The organism is Pseudomonas abyssi, assembly GCF_003444685.1.
GTDB classification, from domain to species: Bacteria; Pseudomonadota; Gammaproteobacteria; order Pseudomonadales; family Pseudomonadaceae; genus Halopseudomonas; species Halopseudomonas abyssi.
The window spans coordinates 50,302-69,046 of sequence record NZ_LMAZ01000002.1 but is presented as its reverse complement, the minus strand read 5'-3'; the positions used below and the strand labels follow the sequence as shown (position 1 = coordinate 69,046).

Below are 18,745 nucleotides of genomic sequence, written 5' to 3'. Positions count from 1 at the left end.
CGGTTCCTCAGTCAGCGCTGGCCGCCAGGGCCTTTGGGAGTTGAATATTCAGCAGCGTGCCGCGCCCGCCGGCCGCCAGCAGATGCTGCTCGGGCACGAGCAGACCGGCACGCAGATACAGGGGCTGATTGGGCGTGGCCAGCGGCTGCCAGCGGCTGCCGTGCAGGCTGAGTACGGTGGTGTTTTCGCCGAGGGCATAGAGCGCGTTGCCATCACTGACAAAGCCGAAGATCGGCGCTTCGGTGCCGCTGGGCTGCTTGCGCCAGGTTTCGCCTGCATCGCGGGTGTGCCAGATAAAACCGTTCAAGCCACCGACCCAGCCTTCATCGAGGTCGCGGAAGAAGCTGGCGTGGGGGTAGAACTCGTCAGGCAGGCTGCCGGCCGGCTCCCAGCTGATCCCGGCGTCGCGGCTTTGATAGACCAGCCCGTATTCGCCGGTTACCACGGCGTGCTCGGCGTCGATGAACTGCAGGGTGGTGAGAATGGCGTCCTCATCCAGACTGGCTTCGTCCCAGCTGGCGCCCTGGTCTGCACTGTGCTGCAGGGTGCTGAAACTGCCGACCGCCCACCAGCTGCCGTCCGGCGCGCAGGCGGTGGCCATCATCTGCTCGCTGCTGGGCAGCGCGTGGCTGCGCCACTGGCTGGCATCCGGGCTGCCGTGCCAGAGCTGGTTGTCGAAACTCAGGGCGATGAAACTGCGGTCCGGACACACATCCAGATCGACCAGACTCATGCTGGTTGGTAGCGGCTGGCGTTGCCAGCTGGTGCCCTGATCACTGCTGCGCAGCACCACGCCATCGTTACCCACGATGAGGGTGGTTTCACCATTGCTGGCCATGGCCTGGTAGAAGTCGGTGCGTTGCAGGGCTTCGCTGTGCTGGCGCTCTACCGCGTCCAGATTCAGCGGCGCCTCGCAGCCGGTCAGGAACATCGAGCAAGCCAGTCCGGCAAGCAGATGCCGACGACCCGGCGCACCTCGGAGAGGTGTTGGTATGTCAAACATGGTATGTCACCAATCAGGGTTTTATTTTTATTCACGGAGCGACAGAGGCTCAGTAGCAAGCGCTGTGCCAGCGCTTTCGCATAATTCCAACTGGCTGATTGGTAACGAGTTTTTGTCGGATGGTGGGTTTTTCGCGGGAATGCAGCTGCGTTTCGGGCAGGGTAATTTGATCAATTGATAAAAGTGCAGGCGGGGCTTGCTGATTTGGTAAAGCGCGGGGTCGGACTGGGTTGCTCTGACGGGTGAGAGGGCGCTCCTTGCCCGGTGCAAGGAGCTATTCGGGCGGGTAGTCGCTGCCGGGCTAGTGCTGTTCGCTCTCTTCCAGAATGCCGGACTTCTTCAGCCGATATGCCAGCGCCGGGCGTGTCAGCCCCAGCCTCCTGGCGGCCTCGGATACGTTTTGGCCGGCGTCCTCCATGGCGCGACGCATGAGGCTGTTTTCGACCTCTTCCAAGCTGACGCCGGAGGTCAGAATCTGCGATACCCAGTCGCCTCCGGTGGCAACGTCGCTGCCATGGACGATGGTGCCGAAATCGTTCAGACGGTCATCGCAGGATGTCTCGATAATCTCCGGGCTGACTGCGAACAGCGCGTCCTGGCTGATGCTCTCGTTGCTGTCGGTCAGAATCACGCCGCGTTCGATGACGTTTTCCAGTTCGCGGATATTGCCTGGCCAGTGGTAGTTCAGGCACAGCTCCAGCGCCTTGTCCGACAGCCCCAGGGTGCGCTTCTGGTAGGCATGGTGCGACTTGCGCAGGAAGTGCTCGGCCAGCAGCGGAATGTCCTCCTGCCGCTCCCGCAGTGGCGGAATCTGAACCGGGAACACATTCAGGCGGTAGTACAGGTCAGCTCGGAAGCGTCCCTTTTCGACGGCATCGGCCAGGCTTTCGTTGGTGGCGGCAATCACCCGCACATCAATCTTGCGGGTTTTTGAATCGCCAACTCGTTCCAACTCCCCCTCTTGCAGAACGCGTAGCAGGGTTGCCTGTGCCCGCGGCGGTAGCTCGATGACCTCGTCGAGAAAGATGGTTCCGCCACTCGCTCGCTCAAAGCGCCCGGCGCGCGCCTGGTGAGCCCCGGTATAGGCGCCTTTCTCAACGCCGAAAAGTTCTGCCTCGATCAGATCGGGCGGGATGGCGGCGCAGTTGACGGCCACGAACGGCTTGTCGGCACGCTCGCTGCGCTGATGCACACTGCGTGCAATCACCTCCTTGCCAACGCCGGTCTCGCCCAGCAGCAGCACCGAAACCTTACCCTTGGCGGCTTTGTCGATGGTTTTGCAGACCTTTTTGTAGGCGCTCGACTGGCCAATGCCGTAGTACTGGCCTTCCTGCTGATCCAGGTCGTTTTGCAGCGAACTCAGCCGCGATTGCAGGTCGTACAGCTCCTCGATAATGGGATCTTCCCTGAAGTAGCTTTTGAACTGCTCGGCGTCCTCCCATTCCTCCGCCGGCTTGCCGACGATCAGGCAGCGCTCATCGCCGCAACCGCGACAGCTGACTTCGCGGAAGATGATCTCACGTCGCATGAATGAGGAGCTGTAGGCGGAAGCGTATCCGAGCAGTGACCAGCAGGCGGGTTCCTGCATGAGTCCTAGCTCTGTCTGGCAAATCTCGACTTCAAACGAGTCTACCCACTCCAGCTCGCCATAGAAGTGGCCAGTCTGGTGGTCAAGATCAATCTGGATCGGCTTGACCTTGACCATGCCCTTGAGCGAATGCAGCTGCGGACCGACGAGGAAGATATCGAGTTCGTTGTTGTTTGGTCTCAGTTTACGTGCGAGCTCGGCATCCTTGAGTCCCGACTGGTAGCCCATGCGCAGAAAGAAGCCCTTGGCGCGCTCGATACCGAGGGTGTTGACCAGCTCACGCCGGAAGCTGGCCATGGCGGACACCTGCATCAGCAGCATGCGCTGCTCGGCAAACCAGATTTTGCCGTCAGTGCTCTGAAAGCGGATCTGCCCGGTCAGATCGTGATAGTCCGAATACTGCAGGTGCGGCTTGTAGCTGATCGCCATGATGCGTTAGCCCCTGTTGTTTTTGTTGGGCGGTTTGCGCTGTCTCACAATATGCTGTGAGGCGCTGAGTGTCTCGGCATCTTGACGCTGTCTGCGCTTAGAAATCAACCAAATGATTAATTGGGCACGGCTGCGTTGCGTTGGGTGAGCATTTGCTGACATACGCATCGCTGTTTCATCAAATCATCAAATTCCCTCCTCGATTCTTCCCTCGGCTGACCATTGCCAGTGAAGCAAATTCTCAATGGATAAAAATAAAAAATATTAAATATCAATTGGTTGGGGTCTTATTTCGCCCTTTTCTTGCTGGCTGGCATAGCCGTTGCTGTAGGTCTGCACACAACAACAAGTACGGTGAAGTCCTATGAGCCAGACCGCCCAAAGCTTTGACCAGATGACCCGCTGGGTTCGGGTGCGCAGCGAACCGGACGCCCGCTTTGTCGAGTTCGACTTCGCCATCGGTCACCCCGATCTGTTCGTTGAACTGGTGCTTCCGAAAGACGCTTTCGTTCAGTTCTGCAAACACAACCAGGTTGTTCACATGGATGAGGCCATGGCCCGTCAGGTTGACGAGGACATGGTGAAGTGGCGCTTCGGCGAGAAAGGCCAGCGCTGATTCCGATCCGACACACCCCTACAAAAACAAAACGGTACGGTTGTCATGAGCATTGAAATCAAAACCAACTCGGTGGAGCCGATTCGGCACACCTACAGCAACATCAAGCGTCGCTTTGGCGACAAGCCTGCCTCGCGCTATCAGGAAGCCAGCTTCGATATCGAGGCGACCACCAACTTCCATTACCGCCCCCTGTGGGACGCCGAGCACGGTCTGAATGACCCGACCCGCACCGCCATCCGCATGGCCGACTGGTACGCGGTAAGCGATCCGCGCCAGTTCTTTTACGGTGCCTACGTGCAGAACCGCGCCAAGATGCAGGAGGCCGCCGAGCACAGCTTCAGCTTCTGCGACAAGCGCAATCTGCTGACCCGCATGCCGGAGGCGCTGCAGGAAACCTTGCTGCGTCTGCTGGTGCCGCTGCGCCATATGGAGCTGGGCGCCAACATGAACAACAGCAGCATCGCTGGCGATGCGGTGGCCGGCACGGTCACCCAGATGCACATCTATCAGGCCATGGACCGCCTGGGCATGGGCCAGTACCTGTCGCGCATTGCCCTGCTGATCGATGGCAGCACCGGCGAGGCTCTGGATCGCTCGAAGACCTACTGGATGGAAGACGCGCTCTGGCAGCCGCTGCGCAAGCTGGTTGAGGACAGTCTGGTGGTCAAGGACTGGTTCGAGCTGACCGTACTGCAGAACCTGCTGATCGACGGCCTGCTGTACCCGCTGATGTATCACAAGTTCGATCAATGGCTGGCGGAGCAGGGGGCCGAGGATGTCTCGATGCTCACCGAGTTCATGCGTGACTGGCAAGCCGAATCCTGCCGCTGGGTCGACGCCATGCTCAAGACCGTGCGCGCGGAAAGTGATGCCAATGCCGAGCAGTTGCAGCGCTGGATTGCCCACTGGCAGCCGCGGGTCATCGCTGCCCTGCAGCCGCTCGCCAACGCCAGCGTCGGTGTCGCAGCGCTGGACGAGGTGGTTGGCCAATTCGACCAGCGGCTGAAGAAGCTCGGCCTGGTCGTCGAGGAGGTCGCCGCATGAGCCAGCTCGCCTTCATCGTTTTTCAGGACAACGACAACGTTCGCTACCTGGTAGAGGCGATTGCCGAAGACAACCCCCACGCCGAAGTGCAGCACCACCCGGCCATGATCCGCATCCAGGCTGAAAAGCGCCTGGTAATCAATCGCGCCACGGTTGAGGAAAAGATCGGTCGTGAGTGGGACGTGCAGGAAATGCTCCTGGACGTGATCAGCATCGGCGGCAACGTGGATGAGGATGAAGACCACTTCATCCTCGAGTGGAAAAACTAGGAGACCCCTCATGGCTACCAAGAACAAGAAGCTCAGCCTCAAAGACAAGTACCAGTACCTGACCCGCGACATGGCCTGGGAACCGAGCTACCAGAAGAAGGAAGACATCTTTCCCTACGAACGCTTCGAGGGGATCAAGATCACCGACTGGGACAAGTGGGAAGACCCCTTCCGCCTGACCATGGATGCCTACTGGAAGTATCAGGCCGAGAAAGAGAAGAAGCTGTACGCCATCTTCGACGCCTTCGCCCAGAACAACGGCCACCAGAATATTTCCGATGCGCGCTACGTCAACGCCCTCAAGCTGTTTCTGACCGGTGTTTCGCCGCTCGAATACGGCGCGTTTCAGGGCTACGCCAAGGTCGGCCGGCATTTCAGCGGTGCCGGTGCGCGGGTAGCCTGCCAGATGCAGTCGATTGACGAGCTGCGTCACGTGCAGACCCAGCTGCACGCCATGAGTCACTACAACAAGCACTTCAACGGCCTGCACGATTTTGCCCACATGCACGACCGGGTCTGGTTCCTGTCGGTGCCCAAGTCGTTCTTTGACGACGCTCGCTCGGCTGGCCCGTTCGAGTTTCTGACTGCCATTTCGTTCTCGTTCGAATATGTGCTGACCAACCTGCTGTTCGTGCCGTTCATGTCCGGCGCGGCTTACAACGGCGATATGGCCACCGTGACCTTCGGCTTCTCGGCGCAATCGGACGAAGCCCGCCACATGACCCTGGGCCTTGAGGTCATCAAGTTCATGCTCGAACAGCATGAGGACAACGTGCCGATCGTGCAGCACTGGATCGACAAGTGGTTCTGGCGCGGTTACCGCCTGCTCAGCCTGGTCAGCATGATGATGGACTACATGCTGCCCAACAAGGTGATGTCCTGGAAGGATGCGTGGGAGGTCTATTACGAGCAGAACGGCGGCGCCTTGTTCAAGGATCTGGAGCGTTACGGCATTCGCCCGCCCAAGTATCAGGACGTGGCCAACGACGGCAAGAACCACATCAGCCATCAGCTGTGGTCGACCTTCTATCAGTACAGCCACGCCACCAACTTCCATACCTGGTTGCCCAGTGCAGCGGAAATGGACTGGCTGTCCGAGCAGTACCCGGACACCTTCGACAAGTACTACCGCCCGCGTTTCGAGCACTGGCAGAAGATGCAGGACAAGGGTGAGCGTTTCTACAACAACACCCTGCCGCAACTGTGCCAGGTGTGTCAGGTACCGACTCTGTTCACCGAGCACGGAGATCCGACCCAGCTGAGCCTGCGCACACTCGAGCACGAGGGCGAGCGTTATCACTTCTGCTCGGATGGCTGCTGCGACATTTTCAAGTACGAGCCCGAGAAGTACATCCAGTCCTGGTTGCCGGTGCACCAGATCTATCAGGGCAACTGCGAGGGTGCAGACGTCGAGACCGTGGTCTCGAAGTACTACCACATCAATATTGGCCAGGACAATTTCGAATACGTGGGTTCGCCGGATCACCAGCGCTGGCAGGCGATCAAGGGCAATCGGCCGCTCGGGGGCGATGACGACTCCCGGGACGCCGCCTGAGCTTTCATAACACCCGGCCCCGACCGACAGGTCGGGGCGACAACAAGAACAAGGTGATCTCTATGAGCGTTAAAGCCCTTTATCAATACAGCGCCGAACCGCGTGACCTGCAGGCCAACTTCAATGGCATGCAACTGGTCTATCTGTACTGGCCGAACCATCTGTTGTTCTGTTCGCCGTTTGCCTTTCTGGCGTCGCCCGAGATGAGCATGGGCGAGTTCTGCGAGCAGGTTGTGCGCCCGGCCATTGCCGCCCACCCGCAGGCCGCCGGCCTGGACTTTGGCCAGGCCCAGTGGCAGCTCAACAATCAGCCGTTCAGCCCGGACCCTGCGCTCAGCCTGGCGCAGAACGGGGTGGCGCACAAAGCGCTGCTGACCCTGCGCGTACCCGGCCTTGACGGTATCGCCGGCGGCGCAATCTGAGGAGGCGGTCATGAGCTACACAGTCACGATTGAGCCGACCGGCGAACAGATCGAGGTCGAGCAAGACCAGACCATCCTCCAGGCCGCGCTGCGTCAGGGCGTCTGGCTGCCGTTTGCCTGCGGCCACGGCACCTGCGCGACCTGCAAGGTGCAGGTGCTGGAGGGCGACGTGGATATCGGCGAGGCCTCACCGTTCGCGCTGATGGATGTCGAGCGCGACGAAGGCAAGGTGCTGGCCTGCTGCGCCACGGTGCAGAGCGATGTGACCATCGAGGCCGACATCGATGTGGATGAGGACTTCGAGGGCTATTCGGTAGAGGACTACCAAGCCACGGTCAGCGAACTGCTGCCACTGTCACCGACCATTCTGGGCGTGCGCCTGAAGCTGGATCGCGCGATGCAGTTTCAGGCCGGTCAGTACATCAACCTGGAACTGCCGGGCATTGAGGGCAGCCGTGCGTTCTCGCTGGCCAATCCGCCGAGCCGGCCGGATGAGGTCGAGCTGCATGTGCGGCTGGTCGAAGGTGGCGCAGCCACCGGCTACATCCATCAGCAACTGAAGGTGGGTGATCAGCTGTCGCTGTCCGGACCCTACGGCATGTTCTTTGTGCGCAACTCGCAGCCGGGCGATCTGATCTTTATTGCCGGCGGCTCGGGGCTGTCCAGCCCGCAGTCGATGATTCTCGACTTGCTGGAGCAGGGCGACAGCCGCCAGATCACCCTGTTTCAGGGCGCGCGCAACCGCAGCGAACTCTATAACGCCGAGCTGTTCGAGCAACTGGCTGCCAGCCACGCCAATTTCACCTACGTACCGGCGCTCAGCCAGGCGGCCGATGACAGCGAGTGGCAGGGCTTCCGTGGCTATGTGCACGACGCTGCCAAGGCGCACTTTGACGGCCGTTTTGCCGGTCACAAGGCCTACCTGTGCGGCCCGCCGCCGATGATCGATGCGGCTATTACCGCCCTGATGCAGGGCCGGCTGTTTGAGCGCGACATCTTCATGGAGCGGTTCTACACCGCCGCCGACGGTGCAGAGGACACCCAGCGCTCGGCGCTATTCAAGCGGATCTGAATCCGGGACGTGAAAGCCGGCCCCCGGCTGCGCATTGCCGCAGTGACAGGTGAAAGGGCTCTCACGTGAGCAAACGAACGGCAGTCGAGAATAACAACGATGACTGACACATTCGAAATGACCGAACTGGTCAGAGGTCTGCGCTTCAACTGCGCAAGCGATCACTCGCTGCTCAAGGCGATGGAGCTGGCCGGCAAGCGCTGCATTCCGGTGGGCTGCCGCGGCGGTGGCTGCGGCCTGTGTAAGGTCCAGGTGGTCAGCGGCGAGTTCAGCTGCGGGCCCATGAGTAAAAAACACGTAGACGAGGCATCGCGCCGCTGCGGACGGGTACTGGCCTGTCGGGTCTATCCGCGCAGTGACCTGAGCTTTGAATATCGACCAGCGCCCGAGCTGGCAGGCACCAACAACAATTCCAATGAGGTGATGTGATGAGAAAAGGTGTGATGCGTCCCGGTCACGTGCAGATCCGGGTACTGGATGCCGAAGCCGCCCTGAAACACTATCGCGACCTGGTCGGCCTGATCGAAACCGACCGTGACGAGCAGGGCCGGATTTACCTGAAAGCCTGGACCGAAGTCGACAAGTTCTCGCTGGTGCTCAATCCGTCCGATGAGCCCGGCATGGATTTCATGGGCTTCAAGGTGGTGGACGAGGCAACGCTGGTGCAGCTGGAGCAGGACCTGCTCGCCTGGGGCTGCCCGGTCGAGCACATTCCGGCCGGCGAGTTGCGCGGCTGTGGCCGCCGCATTCGCTTTGTCGCCCCCAGCGGGCACACGTTTGAGCTCTATGCCGAGAAGGAATATACCGGCAAGTGGGGTGTCACCGAGGTCAACCCGGAGGCCTGGCCAATGGACCTCAAGGGCATGCGCGCGGTGCGTTTCGACCACTGCCTGATGTATGGCGATGAGCTGGCGGCCACCTACGATCTGTTCGTCAATGTGCTCGGGTTTTACCTGGCCGAGCAGGTGCTGGACGAGAACGGCGACCGCATCGCCCAGTTCCTCAGTATCTCGACCAAAGCGCATGACGTGGCCTTCATCATGCATCCCGAGAAGGGCAAGTTTCATCACGCCTCGTTCTTCCTCGAAACCTGGGAGGACGTGCTGCGCGCCGCCGACCTGATCAGCATGACCGATACCTCGATCGACATCGGACCGACTCGCCACGGCCTGACCCACGGCAAGACCATCTACTTCTTCGACCCCTCCGGCAACCGCAACGAGGTGTTCTGCGGCGGTGACTACAACTATCCGGACCACAAACCGGTGACCTGGGCAGCCGAACAGCTGGGCAAGGCGATTTTCTACCACGACCGTCAGCTCAATGAGCGTTTCCTCACCGTACTGACCTGACCCACTTTGGCGGGAGCTGTTTAGCCATGAAAGAAATCAAGCATTACATCAACGGCGCGTACGTCGGCTCGGCCAGCGGTCGTCTGTTCGACAATATCAACCCGGCCAACGGCAGGGTGCTGAGCAAGGTGCATGAAGCCGGGCGCGAGGAAGTCGATGCCGCCGTGCGCGCAGCGCGGGCGGCGCTGAAAGGGCCCTGGGGCCGTATGTCGGTCGAGGAGCGCACGGCCATCCTGCACCGGGTTGCCGATGGCATCACGGCGCGCTTTGACGAGTTCCTCGAAGCCGAGTGCCTGGATACCGGCAAGCCGCGCTCACTGGCCAGCCATATCGACATTCCGCGTGGCGCCGCCAACTTCAAGGTCTTCGCCGACCTGGTAAAGAATGTCGCCGCCGAGGCGTTCGAGATGGCCACGCCGGACGGCGCCGGTGCACTCAACTACGCGGTTCGCCGGCCCAAGGGCGTGATCGGTGTGATCAGTCCGTGGAACCTGCCGCTGCTGCTGATGACCTGGAAGGTCGGTCCGGCACTGGCCTGCGGCAATACAGTAGTGGTCAAACCCTCCGAGGAGACGCCGACCACCACTGCGCTGCTGGGTGAGGTCATGCAGCAGGCCGGGGTGCCGGATGGGGTCTACAACGTGGTGCACGGTTTTGGCGGTAACTCGGCCGGCGCCTTTCTGACCGAACATCCGGATGTGGATGCCTACACCTTCACCGGCGAAACCGGCACCGGCGAAACCATCATGAAGGCGGCCGCCAACGGCGTGCGTCAGGTGTCCCTCGAGCTGGGTGGCAAGAATGCCGGCATCGTGTTTGCCGACTGCGACATGGACAAGGCGATCGAGGGCACGCTGCGCTCGGCCTTTGCCAACTGCGGTCAGGTGTGTCTGGGCACCGAGCGGATCTACGTTCAGCGCCCGATCTTCGACGAGTTTGTCGCGCGCCTGAAAGCCGGTGCCGAGCAACTGGTGCTGGGCCCGCCGGACGATGCCACCAGCAACTTTGGTCCGCTGATCAGCCTCAAGCACCGCGAGAAGGTGCTGTCCTACTACCAGAAAGCCGTTGAGGACGGGGCAACCGTGATTACCGGCGGCGGCGTGCCGGACATGCCGGCAGAGCTGGCCCACGGCGCCTGGGTGCAGCCGACCATCTGGACCGGCCTCAAGGACGACTCGGCCGTAGTCACCGAAGAGATCTTCGGCCCCTGTTGCCATATCCGTCCGTTTGACAGCGAGGAAGAAGCCGTGGCCCTGGCCAACAGCCTGCCCTATGGCCTGGCCTCGGCCATCTGGACCGAGAACGTCACCCGTGCGCACCGGGTCGCCGGTCAGCTGGAGGCCGGCATTGTCTGGGTCAACAGCTGGTTCCTGCGTGATCTGCGTACCGCCTTCGGCGGCAGCAAACAGTCTGGCATCGGTCGCGAGGGCGGGGTGCATTCGCTCGAGTTCTACACCGAAATGAAAAACATCTGCGTGAAGTTGTGAGGTGCTCATGAATGTTGCAGTAGAGAGTCCCGAACTGGGCCGCAGCATCACCGCCGGCGGTTACCAGACCAACGTGCATGAGCATGGCGAAGGCTTCCCGCTGATGCTGATTCACGGCTCCGGGCCGGGCGTTACCGCCTGGGCCAACTGGCGTCTGGTGATGCCCGAGCTGGCCAAGCAGCGCTGGGTCGTTGCGCCCGACATGCTGGGCTTCGGTTACAGCGAGCGCCCGGCCAACCCGGATTATCAGCGCGATGTCTGGGTCGAGCATGCGATCGGCGTGCTCGATGCACTGGGTATCGAACAGGCCGATCTGGTGGGTAACTCGTTTGGCGGCGGTATCGCGCTGGCGCTCGCCATTCGCTATCCGCAGCGGGTGCGCCGGCTGGTGCTGATGGGCAGCGTTGGCGTGAGCTTTCCGATTACCGACGGGCTGGATCGGGTCTGGGGCTATGAGCCGTCCTTCCAGACCATGCGCAGCCTGATGGATACCTTTGCCTACGACCGCGCGCTGGTTACCGACGAACTGGCCGAGCTGCGTTACCAGGCCAGTATCCGCCCCGGGTTCCAGGAATCCTTTGCGCAGATGTTCCCGGCGCCACGCCAGCGCTGGGTCGACGGCCTTGCCAGCAACGAGGCGGATATCTGCGCCGTGCGGCACGAGACGCTGGTTATCCACGGGCGCGAGGATCAGGTCATCCCGTTGCAGGCCTCACTGCAGCTGGCGCAGCTGATTCCCAATGCCCAGTTGCATGTCTATGGCCATTGCGGCCACTGGACCCAGATCGAACATGCCGGTCGCTTTGCGCGGCTGGTGGAAGATTTTCTCAGCGAAGCCGACAGCGCTTCAGGAGCGAACTGACCATGGATCAGACTCAGATCAACCAGCTTGGCGACGAGCTGTACCAGGCAATGCTCAAGCGCGAGGCGGTCAGCCCGCTGACCAGCCGCGGCTTTGATATCAGCATCGACGATGCCTACCACATCTCGCTGCGCATGCTGCAGAACCGGCTGGACGCCGGTGAGCGGGTGATCGGCAAGAAGATCGGTGTCACCAGCAAGGCGGTGCAGAACATGCTTAATGTGCACCAGCCCGATTTTGGCTACCTGACCGATGCCATGGTCTACAACAGCGGTGAAGCCATGCCGATCAGCGAAAAGCTGATGCAGCCGCGCGCCGAAGGCGAGATTGCCTTCATTCTCAAGCGCGACCTGACCGGCCCCGGGGTCACCAACGCCGATGTACTGGCGGCAACCGAATGCGTGATGCCGTGCTTCGAGATCGTCGATTCACGTATCCAGGACTGGAAGATCGCGATTCAGGACACGGTCGCCGACAACGCCTCCTGCGGGCTGTTTGTACTGGGTGATCAGGCGGTATCGCCGCGCAAGATCGACCTGGTGACCTGCGGCATGGTGGTGGAAAAGAACGGCCAGATCATCAGTACCGGCGCAGGCGCTGCGGCGCTGGGCTCACCGGTCAACTGCGTTGCCTGGCTGGCCAACACCCTGGGCCGCTTCGGCATTTCCCTGAAGGCCGGTGAGGTCATCCTGTCCGGCTCGCTGGTGCCGCTTGAGCCGGTCAAGGCCGGCGATTTCATGCAGGTCAGCATTGGTGGTATGGGCACGGCCAGCGTGCGTTTCGTGTGACTCGACGGGCGTGGCCCCGCAGTCACGCCTGCACAGCGGATTATTCCCAGAGAGGGAAAAGACAATGAGCAAGAAACTGAAAGCCGCGATCATCGGCTCGGGCAACATCGGCACCGACCTGATGATCAAGATTTTGCGTAACGGTCAGCATATCGCCATGGGTGCCATGGTGGGTATCGACCCCGAATCCGATGGCCTGGCGCGTGCTGCGCGCATGGGCGTGGCCACCACCCACGAAGGGGTGGATGGGCTGGTCAGGATGCCGGAATTTGCCGACATCGACTTTATCTTTGATGCCACTTCGGCCGGTGCCCACAGGCACAACGAAGTGCTGCTGCGCGGTCACAAGCCGGGCCTGCGCATCATCGATCTGACCCCGGCGGCCATCGGCCCCTACTGCGTGCCGGTCGTAAACCTGGAACAGAACATCAGCGAGACCAACGTCAACATGGTCACCTGTGGCGGTCAGGCGACCATCCCGATGGTGGCTGCGGTCTCGCGTGTGGCCAAGGTGCACTACGGCGAAATCGTCGCCTCGATTTCCTCACGATCCGCCGGCCCGGGCACCCGCGCCAACATCGATGAATTCACCGAAACCACCTCCAAGGCGATTGAAGTGATCGGCGGTGCCCGTCGCGGCAAGGCGATCATCATCATGAACCCGGCCGAGCCGCCGCTGATCATGCGCGATACCGTCTATGTGCTCAGTGAACTGGCCGACCAGGCCGCCGTTGAAGCCTCGGTCGAGGAAATGGTGCAGGCGGTCAACAGCTACGTGCCGGGTTACCGCCTCAAGCAGAAGGTGCAGTTCGACGTGATCCCGCCGGAGCAGCCGCTGAACGTACCGGGCCTTGGCCACCTGAGCGGGCTGAAAACCTCGATCTTCCTGGAAGTCGAAGGTGCCGCCCATTACCTGCCGGCCTACGCCGGAAACCTCGACATCATGACCTCTGCGGCGCTGGCGACCGCCGAGCGCATGGCGCAGTCGATGAACCTGGCCTGAGGACACGACCATGACATTCAATCCCGGCAAGAAACTCTATATCTCCGACGTCACCCTGCGTGACGGCAGCCATGCGATCCGCCACCAGTACTCGATCAAGAACGTGCAGGACATCGCCCGCGCACTGGACAAGGCCAAGGTCGACTCCATCGAAGTGGCCCACGGTGACGGCCTGCAGGGCTCCAGCTTCAACTACGGCTTTGGTGCCCACACCGACCTGGAATGGATCGAGGCGGTAGCCGAAGTGATCACCCACTCGCAAATCGCCACCCTGCTGCTGCCCGGTATCGGTACTACCCATGACCTGGACAACGCCTACAGTGCCGGGGCACGCATCGTGCGGGTCGCCACGCACTGCACCGAAGCCGATGTCTCCAGACAGCACATCGAGCATGCCCGCAAGCTGGGCATGGATACCGTCGGCTTTCTGATGATGAGCCACATGCAGACCCCGCAGGGCCTGGCGCAGCAGGCCAAACTGATGGAGGACTACGGCGCGACCTGTCTGTACGTGGTCGACTCCGGCGGCGCCATGGGCATGCAGGATATCCGTGACCGCTTCCGCGCGCTGAAGGATGTGCTCAAGCCGGAAACCCAGACCGGCATGCACGCCCACCACAACCTGAGCCTGGGTGTCGCCAACTCGATTGCCGCGGTGGAAGAGGGCTGTGACCGCATCGACGCCAGCCTGGCCGGCATGGGCGCCGGCGCCGGCAACGCACCGCTGGAAGTGTTCATCGCCGCCGCCGAACGGCTGGGCTGGGAGCACGGTACCGACCTCTACACCCTGATGGACGCCGCCGATGACATCGTCCGCCCGCTGCAGGACCGTCCGGTGCGGGTTGACCGCGAAACCCTGGCGCTGGGCTATGCCGGCGTCTACTCCAGCTTCCTGCGTCACTCCGAGGTGGCGGCGCAGAAATACGGTCTGAAAACCGTCGACATCCTGGTCGAGCTGGGCCGGCGCCGCATGGTCGGCGGCCAGGAAGACATGATCGTCGATGTGGCACTGGATCTGCTGAAAAAACAGGAGCAGTCGGCATGAAAGAGCAGAAACGCACCCTGACGCCCGAGCAGGTACTGGCACTGGCCGAGCACATCGAGAACGCCGAGCTGCAGGCGCACGACATCCACAAGATCACCAACGACTACCCGCAGATGACCTTCGCCGATGCCTACGATATCCAGTGGGAAATCCGCCGGCGCAAGGAGGCTCGCGGCAACAAGGTCGTCGGCCTGAAGATGGGCCTGACCTCCTGGGCAAAAATGGCGCAGATGGGCGTGGAAACCCCGATCTACGGCTTCCTGGCCGACTATTTCAGTGTGCCCGACGGCGGCGTGGTGGACACCAGCGAGCTGATCCACCCGAAGATCGAGGCGGAAATTTCCTTTGTGACCAAGGCGCCGCTCAAGGGCCCGGGTTGCCACATCGGCGATGTGCTCGCAGCGACCGATTATGTGGTGCCGACGGTCGAGGTGATTGACTCGCGCTACGAGAACTTCAAGTTCGATCTGATCAGCGTGGTGGCCGACAACGCCTCCTCAACGCGCTTTATCACCGGTGGCATGATGGCCAACGTCGAAGACGTTGACCTGAAAAACTTCGGTGTTGTGGTGGAGAAGAACGGCGAAGTGGTTGATGTTGGTGCCGGCGCAGCGGTCCTCGGCCACCCGGCGTCGAGTGTCGCCATGCTGGCCAATCTGCTGGCCGAGCGCGGCGAGCACATCCCGGCCGGCAGCTTCATCATGACCGGCGGTATCACCGCGGCCATTACCGTCGAAGCGGGCGACAATATCAGCGTGCGCTACCAGGCGCTGGGTAGCGTCACCTGCCGATTCATTTAAGGAGCATGCCATGCCGATTGCACAGATTCATATTCTGGAAGGTCGCAGCGACGAGCAGAAGGAAGCGCTGATTCGCGAAGTGAGCGAGGCCATTGTCCGGGCGCTGGATGCGCCCCTGCCGAGCGTTCGGGTGATCATCAGTGAAATGCCCAAGTCGCACTTCGGCATTGGTGGCGAGCCGGCCAGCAAGGTGCGTCGCTAGTGGCATCAGCGCAAAGACCGCTCTTGCCCGTGCTGTTTCTGTCCTGCCGGGAAGAACGGCAGGCAGATCCAGGCAGGGGGCCCTTGATGGCCCGGTTGCTTGCCTCTGGTGCAAGGCCGGAGGCGGTACTGTTTATCACGATTGCCGATCAGGATGACAGGCTGCAACTGATCGGCAGCGGCACGGATGGCGAGCGCTTGTCAGCCCTGGCCGAAGGGCTTTCAAGCCGAGGTGTTCGCGCATCGGTGCAGCGCAGCGCCAGCTCACCGCTGGACCAGATTGCCGCAGAACTGTTTGGCGACTTCGCCGGCGAATGTATTGAGCTGCGGTTAGCGGCAAACTTTGAAGAGCCGGGTTACAGCGGTATTGGCCAGGCACTGAGCGACTGGCGCGAGAAAGGTACGCTGCTTGTATGCCTGGATCGCGTTGACGGGGGCCAGCGCCTGAAGTCGCTGTACGACTCCTCCTGGCTTGACCTTATGTCATCGTGGATTGAACAGTACCACTGGCGCCAAGCCGTGAAAGGCCTGGACGTCGCTGCCAGCGTCGTGCAGTCAAGGGCCAGCACCGTCTGTCTGCTGCAGGCCGCCCTCGGGCTGGCTGGAATGCGGCTACCTGAGCGCCTGCTTGGTTATGACCTTGATGACGCTGGAAGGGCGTTGCTTGGGTTTGGATGGATGACCTGATGCGCTTTTTTTCAGCCTTTCCTGTGGTTTCGACTGACTACCGCCGGAGGCGCCGTATGCTTATGCCGGGCGTCAATACCGACACGGAAACTCATCGCGATACCCTCTCCAGCCGACAACGCAGCGCGCATACAGATCGACCATCACCGCGAGGTGGCTCCATCTGAATCCAGTCCAGATGTACAGTGTGTCGCCGAACCACACCTGATTAGTGGGTACTTCACCAAATAGCTGACTCAGGCGATTGGGAATATCAGGTCGCTCGACTGTTGCCATCCTCACCTTGTGAGGCCTCGGCTACTTGCAGAGCAGCCATGCTCGCGCACTAGTCGCTGCGTAAGGGAGCGGCCCGCCCCAACGCCATCCTCACTCAACTTGCCCCTCCGAGACTATATTTACGTGTGGATCTCAAGCGCCTCGCCGCGAGGCCGATAACCTTTTCAGGTTGTTCTTGTGCGGCGCTGTGCCGGGCCGAGTTGTCCTACTCTTAAGAGAGCGTCGAATGAATATTAAGCAGAAGCTGACCTGGGCATTTGTCGCTATCGCGTGTCTGCCGATTCTCCTGGTAGCAGCGGTGGTGATCTACAACCTGCGGGCGCAGGCGGAGGCAACCTTTCTTGATGGCAGCTCGCGAGAGATTCGTCAGATCGAAAATGCCATGAACATGTTCTTCAAGGGCATCAGCGAGAGCGTCGATTATGTCGCGGCGCTGCCGCCGCTGGTTGCCGCGCCAGACTTGAAGAATTATTCCTCGGAAAATGCGCCGAGCGTGCCGTTGCCCGAGGCTAACCGTGAGTTGGAAGACCTGTTCGAGCAGTTTGCCAAGGCGCATCCGACCACGGCGTACCTCTCCTATGGGCGAGTGGATGGCGGGTACGCCACCTGGCCCAGAGACCCCGGGTTGAAGAATTATGATCCGCGTGTGCGGCCCTGGTACAAGAGAGCCATGGAGTCGCCGGGCCAGACGCTGCGTACGGGAGCCTACTACTGGGCGCAAGACGATGCGGTGCTTATTGGTACGGTGCGCACCGTCAATGATGCACGAGGCAACGTTGCCGGGGTGGTGGGGCTGGATGTGTCCCTTAAACAGCTCACTGATCTTGTCAAACAGATCAAGATTGGCGATACCGGCTACCTGATGCTGGTCGAGGCCAATGGCAATGTGCTGGTTGATCCAAGCAACGCCGATCACAACTTCAAGTCGCTTGCCGATCTGGGTGGCGAGTACGCCAGAATGGCCGGCGCCGAGGGCTTGCTCGAGGTTGAGATCGACGGCACTGATTACATGGCCAACATTTGGTCGTCCGAGGCGCTGGGCTGGCGCTTCATTGGCCTGATCGAGCGTGATGAGGTGATGGCCAGCGCTAACGCGTTGACCTGGCAGATTGCAGTTATTGTGCTGGTGCTGGGTGTGGTGTTTGCGGTCGTCGGTACGCTATTCGCCAAGCTGATCGTCAACCCGATTCGCAGTGTGGCCGGCGGGTTGGAGAGCATCGCGCAGGGCGAGGGCGATCTGACGCGCAGCCTGGCGGTGCAGGGCAAGGATGAAACCGCGATGTTGGCACGCTGGTTCAATCAGTTTCTGGAGAGCATCCGCCAACTGGTACAGAACGTCATCCAGGCATCAGCAGCGCTGCGCGAGCGTTCTGAGGGTTCGACCCAGGTTGCCGACAATATGAACAACGTGGCTGAGCGCCAGCGTGGTGCGGTGGAAATGGTCTCTACCGCCTTCAACGAAATGGTTGCGACGGCCAACGAGGTGGCGCGTTCATGCAGCGCAGCGGCGACCTCGGCCGACGACGGTCAGCGTCAGGTACACGCTGGCCAGGGGCAGATTGAAGATGCGACCGACAGCGTCACCCGCCTTAGCGAGAACCTCAAAGAGTCGGCGTTGGCACTGGAGGCGCTGGAGCAGGACAGCCAGAACATCAACAGCATTCTGGGGACGATCCGGGCGATCGCCGAGCAGACCAATCTGCTGGCCCTGAATGCGGCGATTGAGGCGGCGAGGGCAGGGGATCAGGGACGTGGTTTTGCTGTGGTGGCTGACGAGGTGCGTGCGCTTGCCAAGCGCACCGCTGACTCCACCGGCGAAATTGATAGCCTGCTGGGCGGGCTGGCGCGACGCACGCAGGAGGTCACGGCGCAGATGCAACACAGTCTGGAAATGTCACAGGCCAGCGTTGAACGTATCGGCCGTGCCAGTCAGAGCTTCGAGCAGATTCGGGGTGCCGTGGATAACATTCGCGACCAGAATACCCAGATTGCGGCAGCGGCGGAGGAGCAGCACCAGGTCGCGGAGGATATCAACCGGCACATCGCCCAGATTCAGGACGACGCGCTGCTGGTGGAAAATCTTGCTCAGTCAGCACACCGCGATTCGCAGGAACTGGCACAGCTCTCCGAGCAGTTGCACGGTCTGGTCGGGCGCTTCCGCGCTTGATAGAGCGAGCAAAGGGGCCGATGGCGTTGCGCCAAAGGCCACCGTTCAATACACCGGTGCAAAATCAGAAGTCGAC

Annotated in this window: 19 protein-coding genes and 1 pseudogene; 18 read left to right on the top strand and 2 right to left on the bottom strand. The window is 61.2% G+C overall.

The window, feature by feature from the left end; genetic code table 11:
• Positions 1-7: 7 nt before the first annotated feature.
• Both ASB58_RS08405 and ASB58_RS08400 read right to left on the bottom strand, forming a co-directional pair.
• Positions 8-1,003: a WD40/YVTN/BNR-like repeat-containing protein gene (locus tag ASB58_RS08405; protein WP_118130085.1), complete on the bottom strand. Its 996-nt coding sequence runs from the start codon at positions 1,001-1,003 to the stop codon at positions 8-10.
• 301 nt (positions 1,004-1,304) lie between these two features.
• Positions 1,305-3,020 (bottom strand): sigma-54-dependent Fis family transcriptional regulator, encoded by a 1,716-nt coding sequence (locus ASB58_RS08400; protein ID WP_118130084.1) that lies wholly within the window; start codon positions 3,018-3,020, stop codon positions 1,305-1,307.
• Between the two features lie 364 nt (positions 3,021-3,384).
• Between ASB58_RS08400 and ASB58_RS08395 the strand changes: the two genes are divergently transcribed.
• From ASB58_RS08395 to ASB58_RS20525, 18 genes and pseudogenes are all read left to right on the top strand, one after another.
• Positions 3,385-3,636, top strand: a complete 252-nt coding sequence (locus ASB58_RS08395) for a phenol hydroxylase subunit (RefSeq protein ID WP_118130083.1) — start codon at positions 3,385-3,387, stop codon at positions 3,634-3,636.
• A 45-nt stretch (positions 3,637-3,681) separates the two neighbouring features.
• On the top strand, positions 3,682-4,683 hold the full coding sequence (locus tag ASB58_RS08390; RefSeq protein ID WP_118130082.1) for an aromatic/alkene monooxygenase hydroxylase subunit beta: 1,002 nt from the start codon (positions 3,682-3,684) through the stop codon (positions 4,681-4,683).
• Positions 4,680-4,952 (top strand): MmoB/DmpM family protein, encoded by a 273-nt coding sequence (locus tag ASB58_RS08385; protein ID WP_118130081.1) that lies wholly within the window; start codon positions 4,680-4,682, stop codon positions 4,950-4,952. Before ASB58_RS08390 ends, ASB58_RS08385 begins: the two co-directional genes overlap by 4 nt.
• Positions 4,953-4,962: 10 nt before the next feature.
• Positions 4,963-6,507 (top strand): aromatic/alkene/methane monooxygenase hydroxylase/oxygenase subunit alpha, encoded by a 1,545-nt coding sequence (locus tag ASB58_RS08380; RefSeq protein WP_118130080.1) that lies wholly within the window; start codon positions 4,963-4,965, stop codon positions 6,505-6,507.
• Between the two features lie 62 nt (positions 6,508-6,569).
• Positions 6,570-6,929 (top strand): phenol hydroxylase subunit P4, encoded by a 360-nt coding sequence (locus ASB58_RS08375; RefSeq protein ID WP_088277019.1) that lies wholly within the window; start codon positions 6,570-6,572, stop codon positions 6,927-6,929.
• Between the two features lie 10 nt (positions 6,930-6,939).
• Positions 6,940-8,001 (top strand): NADH:ubiquinone reductase (Na(+)-transporting) subunit F, encoded by a 1,062-nt coding sequence (locus ASB58_RS08370; RefSeq protein ID WP_118130079.1) that lies wholly within the window; start codon positions 6,940-6,942, stop codon positions 7,999-8,001.
• A 99-nt stretch (positions 8,002-8,100) separates the two neighbouring features.
• Positions 8,101-8,430 (top strand): 2Fe-2S iron-sulfur cluster-binding protein, encoded by a 330-nt coding sequence (locus ASB58_RS08365; protein WP_088277023.1) that lies wholly within the window; start codon positions 8,101-8,103, stop codon positions 8,428-8,430.
• On the top strand, positions 8,430-9,353 hold the full coding sequence (locus tag ASB58_RS08360; RefSeq protein ID WP_088277025.1) for a catechol 2,3-dioxygenase: 924 nt from the start codon (positions 8,430-8,432) through the stop codon (positions 9,351-9,353). Before ASB58_RS08365 ends, ASB58_RS08360 begins: the two co-directional genes overlap by 1 nt.
• Positions 9,354-9,379: 26 nt before the next feature.
• On the top strand, positions 9,380-10,840 hold the full coding sequence (locus ASB58_RS08355) for a 2-hydroxymuconic semialdehyde dehydrogenase (RefSeq protein ID WP_118130078.1): 1,461 nt from the start codon (positions 9,380-9,382) through the stop codon (positions 10,838-10,840).
• A 7-nt stretch (positions 10,841-10,847) separates the two neighbouring features.
• Entirely contained in the window at positions 10,848-11,702 is an 855-nt protein-coding gene (locus ASB58_RS08350; RefSeq protein ID WP_118130077.1) for an alpha/beta fold hydrolase, read from the top strand.
• Positions 11,703-11,704: 2 nt separating this feature from the next.
• Positions 11,705-12,490, top strand: a complete 786-nt coding sequence (gene dmpE, locus ASB58_RS08345) for a 2-oxopent-4-enoate hydratase (protein WP_118130076.1) — start codon at positions 11,705-11,707, stop codon at positions 12,488-12,490.
• A gap of 64 nt (positions 12,491-12,554) precedes the next feature.
• Entirely contained in the window at positions 12,555-13,493 is a 939-nt protein-coding gene (locus ASB58_RS08340; protein WP_118130075.1) for an acetaldehyde dehydrogenase (acetylating), read from the top strand.
• Between the two features lie 10 nt (positions 13,494-13,503).
• Complete coding sequence (gene dmpG, locus ASB58_RS08335; protein WP_118130074.1) at positions 13,504-14,538, top strand: 4-hydroxy-2-oxovalerate aldolase; 1,035 nt, start codon at positions 13,504-13,506, stop codon at positions 14,536-14,538.
• The gene (gene dmpH / locus ASB58_RS08330; protein ID WP_118130073.1) at positions 14,535-15,338 is read left to right on the top strand and encodes a 2-oxo-3-hexenedioate decarboxylase; all 804 of its coding nucleotides are present in this window, start codon (positions 14,535-14,537) and stop codon (positions 15,336-15,338) included. The genes dmpG and dmpH overlap by 4 nt, the downstream gene beginning before the upstream one ends.
• A 10-nt stretch (positions 15,339-15,348) precedes the next feature.
• Positions 15,349-15,540 carry a 4-oxalocrotonate tautomerase gene (locus tag ASB58_RS08325; RefSeq protein ID WP_088277039.1) on the top strand — a complete coding sequence of 64 codons (192 nt, stop codon included), beginning with the start codon at positions 15,349-15,351 and terminating at the stop codon, positions 15,538-15,540.
• Between the two features lie 86 nt (positions 15,541-15,626).
• A complete protein-coding gene (locus tag ASB58_RS08320; protein WP_118130072.1) occupies positions 15,627-16,226 on the top strand; it encodes a hypothetical protein in 600 nt (199 codons plus the stop codon).
• A gap of 502 nt (positions 16,227-16,728) precedes the next feature.
• Positions 16,729-17,814 (top strand): annotated as a pseudogene (locus tag ASB58_RS20530) (cache domain-containing protein); the annotation flags it as partial.
• Between the two features lie 87 nt (positions 17,815-17,901).
• Positions 17,902-18,669 (top strand): methyl-accepting chemotaxis protein, encoded by a 768-nt coding sequence (locus tag ASB58_RS20525; protein WP_425221983.1) that lies wholly within the window; start codon positions 17,902-17,904, stop codon positions 18,667-18,669.
• Positions 18,670-18,745: the final 76 nt, after the last annotated feature.

Excerpts from the sequence above, each read along its gene's own strand:
- dmpH (WP_118130073.1), top strand. The coding sequence starts at position 14,535 with ATGAAAGAGCAGAAACGCACCCTGACGCCCGAGCAGGTACTGGCACTG.
- ASB58_RS08375 (WP_088277019.1), top strand. The coding sequence starts at position 6,570 with ATGAGCGTTAAAGCCCTTTATCAATACAGCGCCGAACCGCGTGACCTG.
- ASB58_RS08400 (WP_118130084.1), bottom strand. The coding sequence starts at position 3,020 with ATGGCGATCAGCTACAAGCCGCACCTGCAGTATTCGGACTATCACGAT.
- ASB58_RS08320 (WP_118130072.1), top strand. The coding sequence starts at position 15,627 with ATGGCCCGGTTGCTTGCCTCTGGTGCAAGGCCGGAGGCGGTACTGTTT.
- ASB58_RS08370 (WP_118130079.1), top strand. The coding sequence starts at position 6,940 with ATGAGCTACACAGTCACGATTGAGCCGACCGGCGAACAGATCGAGGTC.
- ASB58_RS08405 (WP_118130085.1), bottom strand. The coding sequence starts at position 1,003 with ATGTTTGACATACCAACACCTCTCCGAGGTGCGCCGGGTCGTCGGCAT.
- ASB58_RS20525 (WP_425221983.1), top strand. The coding sequence starts at position 17,902 with ATGAACAACGTGGCTGAGCGCCAGCGTGGTGCGGTGGAAATGGTCTCT.
- ASB58_RS08340 (WP_118130075.1), top strand. The coding sequence starts at position 12,555 with ATGAGCAAGAAACTGAAAGCCGCGATCATCGGCTCGGGCAACATCGGC.
- ASB58_RS08380 (WP_118130080.1), top strand. The coding sequence starts at position 4,963 with ATGGCTACCAAGAACAAGAAGCTCAGCCTCAAAGACAAGTACCAGTAC.
- ASB58_RS08325 (WP_088277039.1), top strand. The coding sequence starts at position 15,349 with ATGCCGATTGCACAGATTCATATTCTGGAAGGTCGCAGCGACGAGCAG.
- ASB58_RS08385 (WP_118130081.1), top strand. The coding sequence starts at position 4,680 with ATGAGCCAGCTCGCCTTCATCGTTTTTCAGGACAACGACAACGTTCGC.
- ASB58_RS08355 (WP_118130078.1), top strand. The coding sequence starts at position 9,380 with ATGAAAGAAATCAAGCATTACATCAACGGCGCGTACGTCGGCTCGGCC.
- ASB58_RS08350 (WP_118130077.1), top strand. The coding sequence starts at position 10,848 with ATGAATGTTGCAGTAGAGAGTCCCGAACTGGGCCGCAGCATCACCGCC.
- ASB58_RS08395 (WP_118130083.1), top strand. The coding sequence starts at position 3,385 with ATGAGCCAGACCGCCCAAAGCTTTGACCAGATGACCCGCTGGGTTCGG.
- ASB58_RS08390 (WP_118130082.1), top strand. The coding sequence starts at position 3,682 with ATGAGCATTGAAATCAAAACCAACTCGGTGGAGCCGATTCGGCACACC.
- ASB58_RS08365 (WP_088277023.1), top strand. The coding sequence starts at position 8,101 with ATGACTGACACATTCGAAATGACCGAACTGGTCAGAGGTCTGCGCTTC.
- dmpG (WP_118130074.1), top strand. The coding sequence starts at position 13,504 with ATGACATTCAATCCCGGCAAGAAACTCTATATCTCCGACGTCACCCTG.
- dmpE (WP_118130076.1), top strand. The coding sequence starts at position 11,705 with ATGGATCAGACTCAGATCAACCAGCTTGGCGACGAGCTGTACCAGGCA.
- ASB58_RS08360 (WP_088277025.1), top strand. The coding sequence starts at position 8,430 with ATGAGAAAAGGTGTGATGCGTCCCGGTCACGTGCAGATCCGGGTACTG.